The organism is Ktedonobacter sp. SOSP1-52 (genome assembly GCF_016587395.1).
This window is the reverse complement of record NZ_BNJH01000001.1, coordinates 1,148,645-1,161,378: the sequence shown is the minus strand read 5'-3', so window position 1 is coordinate 1,161,378 and position 12,734 is coordinate 1,148,645. Positions and strand designations below refer to the sequence as shown.

The 12,734-nt window shown below is 55.2% G+C and carries 13 protein-coding genes; 4 read left to right on the top strand and 9 right to left on the bottom strand.

Features of this window, described 5'->3' with window-relative positions; genetic code table 11:
* The first annotated feature begins 155 nt into the window (after positions 1-155).
* A complete protein-coding gene (locus JMJ16_RS05250; protein WP_201379000.1) occupies positions 156-683 on the top strand; it encodes a hypothetical protein in 528 nt (175 codons plus the stop codon).
* 215 nt (positions 684-898) lie between these two features.
* Here JMJ16_RS05250 and JMJ16_RS05245 read toward each other — a convergent pair whose 3' ends face one another.
* The gene (locus tag JMJ16_RS05245; protein WP_201378999.1) at positions 899-2,356 is read right to left on the bottom strand and encodes a PLP-dependent aminotransferase family protein; all 1,458 of its coding nucleotides are present in this window, start codon (positions 2,354-2,356) and stop codon (positions 899-901) included.
* A 306-nt stretch (positions 2,357-2,662) separates the two neighbouring features.
* On the opposite strand from JMJ16_RS05245, the gene JMJ16_RS05240 reads away from it, so the two are divergent.
* Positions 2,663-2,977: a hypothetical protein gene (locus tag JMJ16_RS05240; RefSeq protein WP_201378998.1), complete on the top strand. Its 315-nt coding sequence runs from the start codon at positions 2,663-2,665 to the stop codon at positions 2,975-2,977.
* On the opposite strand, the gene JMJ16_RS05235 is transcribed toward JMJ16_RS05240, so the two are convergent.
* The 3 genes from JMJ16_RS05235 to JMJ16_RS05225 form a co-directional block, all read right to left on the bottom strand.
* On the bottom strand, positions 2,938-3,663 hold the full coding sequence (locus JMJ16_RS05235; RefSeq protein ID WP_201378997.1) for a hypothetical protein: 726 nt from the start codon (positions 3,661-3,663) through the stop codon (positions 2,938-2,940). The genes JMJ16_RS05240 and JMJ16_RS05235 overlap by 40 nt on opposite strands.
* Positions 3,664-3,800: 137 nt before the next feature.
* Positions 3,801-4,577 (bottom strand): alpha/beta fold hydrolase, encoded by a 777-nt coding sequence (locus tag JMJ16_RS05230; RefSeq protein WP_201378995.1) that lies wholly within the window; start codon positions 4,575-4,577, stop codon positions 3,801-3,803.
* A gap of 21 nt (positions 4,578-4,598) precedes the next feature.
* Positions 4,599-5,231 carry a TetR/AcrR family transcriptional regulator gene (locus tag JMJ16_RS05225; RefSeq protein WP_201378993.1) on the bottom strand — a complete coding sequence of 211 codons (633 nt, stop codon included), beginning with the start codon at positions 5,229-5,231 and terminating at the stop codon, positions 4,599-4,601.
* A gap of 579 nt (positions 5,232-5,810) precedes the next feature.
* On the opposite strand from JMJ16_RS05225, the gene JMJ16_RS05220 reads away from it, so the two are divergent.
* On the top strand, positions 5,811-6,386 hold the full coding sequence (locus JMJ16_RS05220) for a GNAT family N-acetyltransferase (protein ID WP_201378991.1): 576 nt from the start codon (positions 5,811-5,813) through the stop codon (positions 6,384-6,386).
* Between the two features lie 173 nt (positions 6,387-6,559).
* Here the strand turns inward: JMJ16_RS05220 and JMJ16_RS05215 are convergent, their stop codons facing one another.
* The 5 genes from JMJ16_RS05215 to JMJ16_RS05195 all read right to left on the bottom strand — a co-directional run bounded on the left by JMJ16_RS05215 (position 6,560) and on the right by JMJ16_RS05195 (position 11,770).
* Positions 6,560-7,822 carry a cytochrome P450 gene (locus JMJ16_RS05215; protein WP_201378989.1) on the bottom strand — a complete coding sequence of 421 codons (1,263 nt, stop codon included), beginning with the start codon at positions 7,820-7,822 and terminating at the stop codon, positions 6,560-6,562.
* A 104-nt stretch (positions 7,823-7,926) separates the two neighbouring features.
* Positions 7,927-9,183, bottom strand: coding sequence for a cytochrome P450 (locus JMJ16_RS05210; protein WP_201378987.1), 1,257 nt, complete (start codon positions 9,181-9,183; stop codon positions 7,927-7,929).
* A 118-nt stretch (positions 9,184-9,301) separates the two neighbouring features.
* Positions 9,302-9,544 carry a ferredoxin gene (locus JMJ16_RS05205; protein WP_201378986.1) on the bottom strand — a complete coding sequence of 81 codons (243 nt, stop codon included), beginning with the start codon at positions 9,542-9,544 and terminating at the stop codon, positions 9,302-9,304.
* A gap of 148 nt (positions 9,545-9,692) precedes the next feature.
* A complete protein-coding gene (locus JMJ16_RS05200; protein WP_201378985.1) occupies positions 9,693-10,913 on the bottom strand; it encodes an NAD(P)/FAD-dependent oxidoreductase in 1,221 nt (406 codons plus the stop codon).
* Positions 10,914-11,005: 92 nt separating this feature from the next.
* Positions 11,006-11,770 (bottom strand): SDR family NAD(P)-dependent oxidoreductase, encoded by a 765-nt coding sequence (locus JMJ16_RS05195; protein WP_201378984.1) that lies wholly within the window; start codon positions 11,768-11,770, stop codon positions 11,006-11,008.
* Positions 11,771-12,048: 278 nt separating this feature from the next.
* Here JMJ16_RS05195 and JMJ16_RS05190 point away from each other — a divergent pair, with 278 nt between their 5' ends.
* On the top strand, positions 12,049-12,666 hold the full coding sequence (locus JMJ16_RS05190; protein WP_201378983.1) for a TetR/AcrR family transcriptional regulator: 618 nt from the start codon (positions 12,049-12,051) through the stop codon (positions 12,664-12,666).
* Positions 12,667-12,734 lie beyond the last annotated feature (68 nt).

The following is a 12,734-nucleotide window of genomic DNA, read 5'->3' as shown; positions in this document are numbered from 1 at the left end:
CTCTGCCTCACACATCATATGCCCTGTGTATGCTAGAGGTAGATACCCATGCATTGATATCGGAACTGACTGCATACCATAAAAAAACAATCGTGAACACCACTTCGCAGCGGCTAGCTTCGCTCATACGATTGGATGGCAAAGGAGGTTTTTTGATGTCTAGAAGCGCTTATCGTCTCGGCTTCCAACTCACTATGGCGCTACTATTGCTGCTACCCTTCCTGTTCACAGGGTGTAAAGTAGGCACGCGCGAGAATGTGACCAACACTAGCAATACCCATACCGCGAAAAGCAGCGTTTCGAACAATAACACATCCTTTCCTGCGGCCAACCCACTCTTACCTATCAAAACGACCCAACTCACCCTGACTGGCAAGCCCAGCACAGTCCTCACCGATGCACGCGGCTTCGTGCTCTACTATTACACACCCGACACACTCAGCAAACCGGCCTGCACAGGTGGTTGCCTGAAGGCGTGGCCTCCCCTCCTGGTAGATAGCCAGCAGAAACAAATTAGCATGACCACCCTGCCAGGCCAGTTTAGCATACAGAAGATCTCAGCTGGCAACCAGGTTGCCTACAACGGGCATCTCCTCTACACCTACATCAGCGACACCCATCCCGGCCAGGTGACTGGCAACGGCATCTACAGCTGGTACGCGGTCACCTCCGATTTAAAATAACACCTATGCAGGAGGGCAAACAAGGTAGGTACTTGCCCTCCTGTATAAGAGGAGCATAAACAACCTTCATAGGTGCCCGATTTATCGCGCACAAGGCGATTTATCGCACAAAAACAGGGTGGTGTTTATGAAACACAACATTTCGTTGCCCCATATCAAGCGGCGCCAGACAATATAGCTGATCATGCCCTATACTCAGGCGATAAATCGGGCGTCTATGTTCGATCTTTAATAAGCTCGATGAGGGTTTGCGCGCCGGTATAGATTTGCTGCGCGTCGAGGCCGCCATAGCCCAGGAGCAGGCCGTTGCGGTCGGGCGTTCCTGTATAGTACTCATCGAGGGTGGGGACGTAAACATCTCTTGCCGAGGCTTCGCGGGCGATCTCGTATGCATCCAGGGCGGGATGGAGTTCCAGGGAGACATGCATTCCAGCTTCCAGGCCGCAGAGGTGCGCCCAGGATGCAACGGGAGCAAAGATCTCCGCCAACTGCCTGCGCTTCTCGGCGTAATGCAGACGCATACGCCGAATATGGCGCTCCAGGTGCCCATCGCGCAGCATCGCGGCCAGCATATACTGTGTGGGCCAGGTGACATGATAATCGAACATGCGCTTCAAACGGGCGATTCGCTCGCGTAGTGGAGCCGTCGCAACCAGGTAGCCCACTCGCAGCCCGGGCATCAGAACCTTGGAGAAGGTGCCAATATAGACCACCCTTCCGGCGCGGTCCATGCTCGCCAGCGCCGGCAGGGGAGACGCGTGAAAGCGGAACTCGCCATCATAATCATCCTCAATCACCAGGCTATCATTGGCCTCAGCCCACTGCAAGAGCGCGACCCGCCTCACCGAAGACAGGCGCGAACCAAGCAGATACTGATGCGAGGGCGTGACATAAACCAGGTAGGGCGCGGCCTCTCCATTGGCGAGCTGACTGACGTCCAGGCCATCGTCATCTACGGGTATAGGAACAATATGTAGACCGCTAGCACGAAAAGCAAAACGTGCCAGAGGATAGCCGGGTTCCTCCAGGGCAACGGTATCGCCCGGCACCAGGGTCGCCTGAACAATGAGGTTCACGGCCTGTGTGGCTCCTGAGGTAATAATGATATCCTCGGCCTGGCAGGCAATGCCACGGGCGCGCCCCAAATAAGCGGCAACCTCTGTCCGTAGTTCGAGGAGACCCGCGGGCTCGCCATAGGTATTGGGCGGCACGGTGTATCCAACCTGGCGCCAGAGCTCGCGCCAGGTCCGCTCAGGAAAAAACTGCATATCAGGCGTACCTGGACGAAAATTTATCGCCTCTCGCGGCACAACGGGACGCGGTATAAGCAGCGGCTCCACGCTACGCAGCCAGCGCGGAGGCCCGGCAGGACTGGGAAAAGGCGAGCGCTTAAGCAACGAAAGATCTTCGACGACATAGGTGCCCGAGCCATGCCGTCCCTCGATATACCCTTCGGCAAACAACTCATCATAGGCCGCGATAGTAACGGTACGTGAGACATGTAACAGCAGGGCCAGCGAACGCGTAGAGGGCAGGCGCGTACCCGCAGAGATGCTGCCTTGAAGGATGGCCTCGCGCAATTGTGTTACCAGCTGGCGATGCAAAGGTTCATTAGCGTTATGGTCGAGGAAGAGCGGCAATTCCAAAATATGAGAGACATGCGAGGTGGTCATACACATCCTTTCAAGCGATCTGCAGGGTAAACGCAGCAGGCAAGATCCGCGAGACCTGGCAGCGCGGCGCGATCATGTCTACCATACTGCCACTCAATGCCTCTTTATGCAAGAGGGAAATTTCTCACTGGTAAGTTATACGCAGGATAACGTAGCCTCTGGCAAGCTCAAGAGGAAGGGCTCCACCTTCTGGTTCACGCTCCCTCTCGCCCAATAAGATGCAACTTTGCCGCCCCTCTTGCGTAGTAAAAGCTGAGCTGGCAAGTTTTTTTCTGGTGGAAGCTCATCATCTTCGGGAGGATGCATATGAATTTTATGACCATCATGGCGCAAAATCTGTTTTTAACGATTGCGCTCATGATTTTTATGATCACAATGGTGAGTATTGTGTTCGGTATTTTATTGGAAGTATACAAAGTTAGCCTGCGAGCACGCCAACGCATGCAGGAGTTGCGCAATGAGGAACTGCGCCTGCAATTGCAACTGGAACAGCAGCGTGGAACCAGCAAAGGCAAATCTGTGCGAGATGACCTCCCTCATCCCAAGGAGACCGCGTCCTGGGACGAGCAGCCACAGAGCAACTATGAGATGGGGTACCAGGCGCCAATGCAGTCATTGTAGTAGCGCGCCGCGACGAACATTTGCCCACGGCTCAAGAGGAAGCGCATCACCGCCATATCGGGCGTGCGTGGCTGATAGAGCCAGTCTACCTGCTCGCCTGCTACTTCTTTGCGCAGGTGGGCAATGGCCTCCAGCGCCTCCACATGTGACGCGCCGCTGCCAGCACTAAAGTAGGCAACGGCGTCGCCAATAGATCCCGCCTGGAGCAACAGAAGTGTAACCACAGGGTCGACCTCGGAGAGCGCGACATCATCGCTGAATGCGCCTTGAGAATTACTGGCGCGCATATTGCTTTCCATATAACGCTCAATACTGCTTTCGAGTTCTCGTATTGCCCATTCGGCCTCTCCCGGTGATACGCCAATCTCCTCCTGATAGCGCTGTATAGCGCGCTGGCGCACCAGCGAGATCAGCCAGAGCGGTGGCAGCGTAAGCTGAGCAACTACACGCGCGTGCGGCTTCTCAAGGGCACGCACCAGCCCAGGAAGCGCCGCCCTCTGAGAGCCTGCGTTTCTTGGCCTATCATACGAAGAGGTTACGCGCCGCGCGGGATAAGAAACCGGCCTGTCTCGGCTATTGCTACGGGGTGCGGTATCGCGTTGAACTGACCGCCCACTGCTGGCGCGGCGCGAAATGAGCCAGCCACCCAGGCAGAGCACACAAAGTAAAAGCACAACATAAAGCATCTTACTAGCTCCTCAGAGATATACCCGCCAATAAACCACCTACACTAGAATAGACGCTAACCCTACCCAGCCCTAAAAGGCGCATCGACTGCAAGCTGCTCTCCAAGCCGCTTATGATCCCTCCAACTCCAGTCTTGTCAAATGCGTTGGGCAAACGAGTCGAGGGATCGTGCGAGCGTTGTTGGTTCTTTGAACGGAAGGAGGTGGGTGTTGTCCACCCACTGGAGAGAATATGCTGGGTACAGGCGCGCGAGTTGTTCACCGCCAGCCCGCCACAAAGCATTGTTGCGCTCAGCACGTGCTCCCTTTTCCCCAGCAGATTTCGTTGCCAGGACCAGTTCGACAGGACAATCAAGCTGGTCGTAGGCCGAAAGGAGCTGTTCGCGGTGCGTATTCACCTCAATGGTCAAGGCTGCATACTCGGAAGGCGTGAGTCGATACCCCATGCCAACCAGAGACAGGAGGAGCGGCCCAAACTTCATTGCGGGCGTATCGAGGCGGCGCTTGATATCTTCAGGATCAGCCACAAGATTGACCGGGACAGCACCGTCAATGAGAAACAGCCCTGCTACTCTTCCTGGATGAGCTGCCGCATACCAGACAGCCAGATCGGCCCCTAGGGACCAGCCAACCACAAGCGGTCGATCGCCAGCAACCTGGTCCATGATGACCTCGGCATCGCTCAAGAAGCCCTTGAAAGAGACATCAGACGAGCGCGTTGTTTTGCCATGATTGCGAAAATCGAAGGTGACAAGCCGATACGATTCACAGAGTTCGTGGATGAGCCGTTTCCAACTCACTTGTGTTGCTCCCCCTCCGTTCAAGAACAGAAGCGTTTGTCCCTGTCCTGTCTCGCTGACCGCGAGTTGTACCTCTCCGTTTGATATCTTGTAGTGTTTTTCCTTTATGCTCATGATATCGTGTGGACCTTTCTCTTATCCAAAGAGACCTTGGAAGAGCGCCTGTAATCCAAAGTCAAACTCCTGATCAGCATTCCACTGGACAATCTCGGGCAACAGCGTGTGGAGCCTGGGATATTGTTCTGCCGGAAAGCGTTGCCAGACCATAGGACCATTTGGCCCTGGCTCCAGACCCTCGACCGCTTGCGTTCCTGTGCCGATCAATGTGTGTCCAACAATAAAACCAACCAGGCACTGGAGCGCATAGATAGACTGAACGCCGGTGATCTGTGCCTGATGAAATGTTTCAAGAAGACGGTCTAACATCACGAGAGAGGCTGATGTGCGCAGCGGACTAGTTGCGACGAGCGGAAGCACGCGTGGATGAGCGCGAAGAACGTCCCGAAAGGCGTGAGCAATTGTCCATAATTCCTCACGTGGCGTGGCATTAGGATGCACAGGTAATGGAGCCTGAACAATGAGCAGTTCGATCACCCCATCAAAGACGGCTCGCTTACTCTCAACATGATTGTAGAGTGACATCGCCTCAACCCCGAGCGATGCTCCAAGCTTGCGCATACTAAAGCCTTCCAGGCCCTCTTGATCAATCAAGCGCAGGGCTGCTTCCAACACTCGTTGTCGTGTAAGTGGCTCACCAGATTTCGCCATGATCTTCCTTCTCTGCTCTATACTTACATTGTAAGCTTACAATGTAAGTATAGAGCAGAGAAGGAAGAATGTCAAGAGATCCTTTTCGGGGTCTATTGATGAGACGTAATTCGTTGCGCAACCCATGGGTCAGTGAAGCGATGCAAGACCATATATTTGGTCCCGGCCCTGTACTCGGGCGATAAATCGCCTTCGGACGCGGTAAACCGGGTCCCTACCGAGCTTGAAAGCCTCTGGATACCTCTCCGCGCTCGGAAACGTGTCCGGACAAAATTTCCCAGCAGAGTCATTTATGGCGGGCTGATTTGTCTCATGGGGTCGAGACGCTCCCTCAACGCGTCAATGCCTCCTTCTCATCCCGCAAAAAATGCAGAAAGAGCGCGTTGATGAGCAGACATTGATGCGTCACGGAGGTGCTGGTTGCTCCAAGATGATGAATCGCCGCGCCGTGAACGTGGCGGCTATGGGAGTGACACCGCAAAATTTTTGACGCTCACCCTTGCGGGCAGAGTCCCTTGCAATCCCGCTTCTCGTATGCTATCATCGTCCGCACGCTCAACGAGGAAAGGAAGGCTTGTAATGAATTTAGATACATCATCGTCAATCTGGCAGGGCAAGCGGGTGCGATTGCGTAGCCATGAGCCTGGCGATTGGGAAAACTACTGGATCTGGGATCAGGATAGTGAGTCAGAGAGAAAAGATGGTAATCTTTCTTTTCCACGGTCGCAAGAACGGATGAAACACTGGACGCAAGAAGAAGCAGTGAGGAAGCCAGAGGGCAACAACTGGAATTTTCTTATTGAGAACAACGAAGGCAAGGTGGTTGGTAGAATTGGCTCTCATCATTGCGATCCACATGCAGGGCATTTCGCGTATGGGCTTGCCATCTCGAAAGAATATCGACGGAAAGGGTATGCCAGCGAGGCCGTTTTGCTCCTGTTGCGCTATTTCTTTCAAGAATTGCGTTATCAGAAGGTCACTATTCAGGTAGCCAGCTTCAACCAAGATTCGATAGGTCTGCATGAACGTCTTGGTTTCCAATGGGAGGGACGCATTCGCAGGGCTGGTTTTACCAAAGGTCAATACTTTGATGTACTCAGTTATGGGCTAACAGTAGAGGAATTTGAGGAGAAGCATGCTCACAAGTTCTCCTAAAGTAGTGTGCAGATGCATTGAGCTTTGCGGAGGCACGACGCAACTAAAGTACGCGTCTACATATCTAGGGCAAGATGCCCCATATCTAGATATGTAGACGCGTACTTTAGTTGCGTTGGTCAGAGCACGAGATCAACCTTTCTGCATGCCGCTGTAGCAGGTCTTTCTCTCAGCTAAAAAGCGACGGGCAGGGAGGCCACACTCCGTGAGACCAGAGCGTAGTGCCAAGTGACGCTCTCACGGGGGACGCTGAACCGCAGGTTGGGCATGCGCTTGAGCAGGGTGGTAAAGGCAATATCTCCTTCTATACGGGCCAGCGGTGCCCCCAAACAGGTATGGATGCCCTGTCCAAAGGCGAGATGCCGACTGATCGTGCGCGCAATGTCCAGCTCGTCTGGCTGCGTAAACTGGCTCTCATCGTGATTCGCCGAACCCAAGAAGGAAATGATGAGATCGCCTTTCTTGATCTGCTGCCCGCCTAGCTCAATATCTTCGGTGGCAAAGCGCGGTCCTGCGATGTTAGCTGGCCCGCTGAAGCGCAGCAGTTCTTCGACCGCCGCAGGAACCAGGCTGAGGTCGGTTTTGAGCTTCTCAAGCTGATCGGGATGATCTAGCAACATCAAGGTGCCTGTGCCGATCAGGTTCGAGGTCGTCTCATGGCCGGCAAAGATCAGCAGCGTAAGCATCGAGATCATTTCCGTTTCGCTGAGCCGATCCCCTTCCTCTTCGATGGCGATCAAATGGCTGATCAAGTCATCTGCTGGTTGCAGGCGTTTGTCGGTCACCAGGCGCGTGACGTATTCCCCAAATGCGCGCATGTGAGCCGTAGCTTCCGGATCGCGCTTTCCAAAACCCAAACCTCGCGCCAGCGCCTCCGACCAGACACGGATCTGGGCCCGGTCGGCGTGAGGAACTCCGAGCATCTCAGAAATAACATTGATAGGCAAGGGATAGGCGTAGTCCCTGATGAGATCCATCTGACCCTGATCTTGCACGCGATCGAGCAATTCGTCGGCTATCTCCTGCACGCGGGGACGTAAGCTTTCTATATATCTGGGCGTGAAGGCTTTGGACACCAGCAGGCGTAAGCGTCGATGATCTGGCTCATCGACCGAGAGCATCGTTTTAGAGGTGAAGAAGGTAGGCGTGTCGGAGGTCTCGGGGGCGCTGCGGCTAAAAGGACTGTTAACCCCGATGGAGCTGGGGTCCACGGTAAAGTGCGCATGATCTTTGAGGACCTGTACCACCTCTTCCATGCGCGTGATCGCCCATGCCGAGCTATCCGTCCCCCCGAAGGGGTGTGGTATAGGTACAACGGCGCCCATTGACCGCAGCAGCTCGAACAACGCAAAGGGGTTCTCAACCAGTGCAGTGCTATCACCGCTAAACGGATTGAACGCCGCTTTCCCTGGTGTGGTCTGATCCGGAATATTCATAACGATCTTCCTTTCGTTCGTACGCTTCTTTCTCAACGCCTCCTGCCATGCAGCAACACGAACAGAGATGTGTGTTTCTGCATGGCGGGAAGGGTCCGTGAGACTTACCAGGTTACGGGCAGATGCTCAGGGCCAAATGTCAGCGCCTCATCCGCACGCCAGGGAACCTCCGAGGGCGCAACGGCCAGGCGGACGCTTGGAAGCCGGGTGAGTAACGTTTGCCAGAGAATCTGCAATTCCATGCGGGCGATCTGCTGTCCCAGGCAAGCGTGAATGCCGCGCCCAAAGCTCAGAATGGGCTGCAGGTCTCGATCAAAACGAATCTCGCGGGCGTCGGGAAACACGGATGAATCGTAGTTGGCCGCATGCGTTGCAAGGAAGACCACTTCCCCGGCAGGGATCGTGGTCTCACCCAGTTGGACGGGCTCGCGGGTGATGCGTGGCCTGCCATGTCCGATCGGAGTGATACGCAAGATCTCTTCGATCGCCCTGGCCAACTGATCGGGCTGCTCAAGGTGGGCCCGTAACTGTGCCACCAGTTCAGGTTGTTGCAGGAGAATGAAAGCCGAATTCGTGAAGGTCGTGCTGACCGTTTCAAAGCCAGCCCCAATCACTGCCATGGCAAAACCATACATTTCGGTCTCCGTCATCACCTCGTCCCCTTTCTCTCGGGCCCGGACCAGCAGACCAAGGATGTTGTCTCGCGGATTCGTTTGCGCCTCTTGAATAATGGGCGTGAGATAGTGCATCAGTTTCATGCCCTGCGCCTGTTTTTCTTGTGCGCTTGCCGTCGTCGAAACCAGCATCCGTGCGGATTCGCGGTAGAGGTGTTCCTCTTCCCGAGGAATCCCCAGCATTTCACACAGCACCGTCATCGGAACCTGGATCGCATAGTCCTCAAACAGATCCGCAGGTGGGCCTTTACGCTCCATAGCATCCACCAGCGCATGAGTGACCTCGGCCACCCGTGAACGCAGCTTGTTGGCCGCCGGAACCGTAAAGGCCGGGCCGATCACGCGGCGCAGCTTGTTATGACGCGCATCGGAGACGGCAAAAATCGATGCTGCCGCTGAATCCTCCACCCCGGTGACGTGGCCTGCTTCCAGCCGGGGAACATCTCCATCTGAAGCTCGGATCGCGCCACATTTCGGATCGGCGAAGGCCTGCGCAATTTCCTCGTAACGGGTGGGCATAAACGCATCGCCCCCATAGGGCATATGAACCCGGGCGACTGGGCACTTTTGCCGCTGCCGATCATACTCCTCGGAAAGTTGTAGGCTATGATCGGCAAATGGAAACGGATATGTGGGAAGCTCTTCTTGACTGGCTTCACTGGTGGGGGTCAATTGCTCTTTGCTCATCTGGTTCTTCCAATCTATACTTACTAGCAGCCGCAGACAGCTCGCAGGTTGACGTTTTCGGGTGTTCTCAACAAGAAAAGAAAGCGTGCGAGAACAAGCGTGTTCCGCTCATCCGGCACTACATATCCTCATCGTTTGTGGTCAGGGTGAGTTCGGAGAGGTCCTCTTCCTCCTCCACGACAAAGACCTGGGAAGGGCATGCCGCGACCGCCTGCTGCACCTTCTTCAGTTGGTCCAGGGAAGGATGTTCCTGGAGCAGCTCTACGACACCATCACTATCGCGCTGGGTAAAGACCTGGCTCGCGGCCAGGACACAGGCTCCACTGGCAATACATCGATTGGTCAATGCTGTTACTTTCATCTTTGTATTTCCTTTTTACATGGTTGTTTGTCTTGAGACGCTAGTACTCTGTTCAATTTCGTTTGAAAGGGATTCATACCGCCTGCGGCGGTAGGGGAATGGGACACAGAGGGGCTGACGCCCCTCTGTGTCCCCACTTTTCCTTACACTAGAGAACGCCAGAAGCCTTGGTTTCCTGGGACGGCGTATATGCTGCCAACAACCGTTGTCGATAGGACAGGAGTTGCTTCGGGCTATTCCAGCCCAGAACCGCGACGAGGCGTTCACCTTCTTCATAATAGGCCGCGACAAAACGATCCTCGTGTAGCGCCTCTTCAACTATCCGCAGTTCTGCCCCACGGGAGGCGATTCCATACATCTGGATCTTCACGTCAAATTGATCACTCCAGAAGAAAGGCACAGGCGCGAAAGGCTGTCGCTCGCCAAGGATGTTTCTCGCGACGGCCTGGCCCTGTTCAGTGGCATTCATCCGATGTTCCAGGCGCACCTGCCGCTTGACATGCGGATGATACCAGTTGGCCACATCTCCGGCGGCATAAATGTCTGGAGCAGCTTGACAGAAGGCGTCGCACACAATGCCGTTCTGCAACGTCAGGCCGCTTCCCTCAAGCCAGCTCACATTGGGCTGTGCCCCGACCGCGACCAACACTACGTCCGCTGGCAGCGTCGAACCATCCTCCAACACAACCTCTCTGACTGCGCCTCCATGCCCTTGCACCTGGTCGCCGATCAGGCGACGCACCCCAATACCATTATGCAAACGCACCCCATGGGCTGTTTGTAAGTGCATCACCCGCTCACCAATTGCTCTCCCGAGAGGTCCCTCCAGGCAGACCGGCAATGGCTCGACCACATCGACCACCAGGCCCAATTGGTGTGCCGTCGCCGCAGCTTCTAATCCCAGAAAGCCGCCACCAACAACAACGAGACGCGTCCCTGCTGCAAGCGCCTGGCGCAAGGCGAGCGTCTGCTCCAGGGTCCTCAGGACAAAGACTCCTTGCAGATCATGCCCTGAAGAGAGGAAACGTGGCGTCAGACCCGTTGCGATGACCGCTGCATCAAACTCCAGGCGCTGACCATCAGAGAGGGCAACGCAGTGCCCTGCGACATCCAGATGGGTTGCCTCAACGCCATGAAACCAATCAAGCGCCAGTTTCTCCAGCGCGACTGGTGAACGTAAATGCACCTTCTCAGGTGCCCAGGTGCCAGCAAGCACCTGTTTGGATAAAGGGGGACGATCATACGGAAGAGTGTGCTCGGCATGCACCATCATGATCGTTCCCTGAAATCCAAGCCGCCGTAACGTTTCTGCGGTGGTGAGCCCGGCGGCGCCCGCACCGATAATCACGATCCTGTTGAGATTCCTCATTTCCTGTTTCCTTTGCTATTGCGCTTCTTTCACAGAAAGATTTCCTTCAGTGGAAAGAACAGCAAACGGGCTGCGATCAAGAAATGGGGAGGTCAGGCGGCGAACCAGCCGCCATCAACGGGGAGAATTGCGCCATTGATAAAACTGGCATCTTTGGATGCCAGAAAGGCAATAGCGGCGGCGAGCTCTTCAGGGGTAGAAACCCGCGAGGGAGAGCTGGCCTTGAGAAACGGCATCACTCTGCCAAGACCGGCTTCACTTGGGACACCATTTCCGATACCGATGGCGGTCGCCACGGCACCAGGACAAACTGCATTGCAGCGAACACCGCGTTCTCCATAGTGGAAAGCAATACTCCTGGTCAGTCCCACCACTCCGTGCTTGGCAACGGTGTAGGAGGTGCCAGCAGCTCCGCCACGTAAGCCTGCTTCCGAGGCGGTATTGACGATACTACCTCCACCCTGTTCGAGAAATAGAGGGATCGCTCGCCGGCAGGCCAGAAAGGGACCATTCAGGTTGACGGCCAGAACCCGCTCCCATAGGTCCAGAGAGACCTCGGCAGCAGGGGTCATGAGATCCATGATCCCGGCATTATTGCAGAGGATATCGAGCCGCCCAAAGGTGGACGTGGCGGTGTTCAGCATGGCTTCCACGTCACTCTCTGACGCCACATTGGCGGTACATCCGGTAATCGTTGCTCCCTGGTCCCGCAGTTCCGTGACCAGGGCTTGCAATGGTGCTTCCACAATATCAACCGCGACCACGGCTGCTCCCTCAGTCACCAGGCGCTGGACAAGCGCGCGACCAATGCCAGAAGCGGCACCAGTCACCAGGGCGACCTGTTGCTCAAAACGCATACCTTCTTGCTCCTTATCTGAACATACTACTTATCCGAACACCCTGAGCGCGCTTGTCCCCGAATGGGGGGAGCGCTAGTCACGCCAGTGACGTTGGGGTTCGGAATAAGATCATAGCTTCAGGGGTGAGAAAACCGCTGAGGCACATCCCTCAAAAATCGTCATCTCAAGGCACCGACACAACATGTATACTGCCTCCAGTTGTCACCTGTGTCCTTTTGAATTATAATGTCACTCAATGACAAAAGTCAATAGGAGAAAAAAAGGAGGTGAATGTCATGGTATCTTCACCACGCGACGAATCGCAGCCAATGAGTTTGCGAGAACGCAAGAAACGTCTGGCTCAAGCCACCATTGAGGAGGCAGCGCTCCGACTTTTTCAGCAAAAGGGCTACGAGCGCACCTCCATCCAGGACATTGCTGATGTGGTGATGATGTCACCACGCACCTTTTTTCGCTATTTTGCCTCCAAAGAAGACGTGCTCTTGGAGCCCATGCGCGCGATTCAGAGCGAAGGCCTCCGCTTTCTGCAGCACACTGCGCCAACGGAATCACCCCACGCAGCCCTGCGAGCGACCTTTGAGTACCTGGCACTCCTCCATCAGCAGCAGCGGGCCAGTTTTCTGACTCTCTATCACGTGGTTATGCAGATCCCCTCGCTCGCGTCCATCTATATCTATGCTCTGCTGAAAACAGAGCCAGCCCTCTGTGAAGCGCTGTACTCCCGGCTGGAAGCGGCTACAAACCGCCAGGAGATCCACTTCCTGGTAGCCATCTACATGGCAGCGCTGCGTGTGGCTCTTGAGGAATGGCTGGAGCAAGAAGCGCAGGGAGATCTGATTTCCTTGCTTCGTGGGTACCTGGACGACTTCTCGTCGCTTTCCCACCATGCCTAGAACGTCGGCCAGGTAGTCGAGAGAAAAATTGATGGGTAAAGAAAAACAGGGCTGGCTCGCTTTGCCAT

Bases quoted from the DNA above. Each gene is read 5' to 3' on its own strand.
- JMJ16_RS05250 (WP_201379000.1), top strand. From the start codon at position 156: ATGTCTAGAAGCGCTTATCGTCTCGGCTTCCAACTCACTATGGCGCTA.
- JMJ16_RS05245 (WP_201378999.1), bottom strand. From the start codon at position 2,356: ATGACCACCTCGCATGTCTCTCATATTTTGGAATTGCCGCTCTTCCTC.
- JMJ16_RS05240 (WP_201378998.1), top strand. From the start codon at position 2,663: ATGAATTTTATGACCATCATGGCGCAAAATCTGTTTTTAACGATTGCG.
- JMJ16_RS05235 (WP_201378997.1), bottom strand. From the start codon at position 3,663: ATGCTTTATGTTGTGCTTTTACTTTGTGTGCTCTGCCTGGGTGGCTGG.
- JMJ16_RS05230 (WP_201378995.1), bottom strand. From the start codon at position 4,577: ATGAGCATAAAGGAAAAACACTACAAGATATCAAACGGAGAGGTACAA.
- JMJ16_RS05225 (WP_201378993.1), bottom strand. From the start codon at position 5,231: ATGGCGAAATCTGGTGAGCCACTTACACGACAACGAGTGTTGGAAGCA.
- JMJ16_RS05220 (WP_201378991.1), top strand. From the start codon at position 5,811: ATGAATTTAGATACATCATCGTCAATCTGGCAGGGCAAGCGGGTGCGA.
- JMJ16_RS05215 (WP_201378989.1), bottom strand. From the start codon at position 7,822: ATGAATATTCCGGATCAGACCACACCAGGGAAAGCGGCGTTCAATCCG.
- JMJ16_RS05210 (WP_201378987.1), bottom strand. From the start codon at position 9,183: ATGAGCAAAGAGCAATTGACCCCCACCAGTGAAGCCAGTCAAGAAGAG.
- JMJ16_RS05205 (WP_201378986.1), bottom strand. From the start codon at position 9,544: ATGAAAGTAACAGCATTGACCAATCGATGTATTGCCAGTGGAGCCTGT.
- JMJ16_RS05200 (WP_201378985.1), bottom strand. From the start codon at position 10,913: ATGAGGAATCTCAACAGGATCGTGATTATCGGTGCGGGCGCCGCCGGG.
- JMJ16_RS05195 (WP_201378984.1), bottom strand. From the start codon at position 11,770: ATGCGTTTTGAGCAACAGGTCGCCCTGGTGACTGGTGCCGCTTCTGGC.
- JMJ16_RS05190 (WP_201378983.1), top strand. From the start codon at position 12,049: ATGGTATCTTCACCACGCGACGAATCGCAGCCAATGAGTTTGCGAGAA.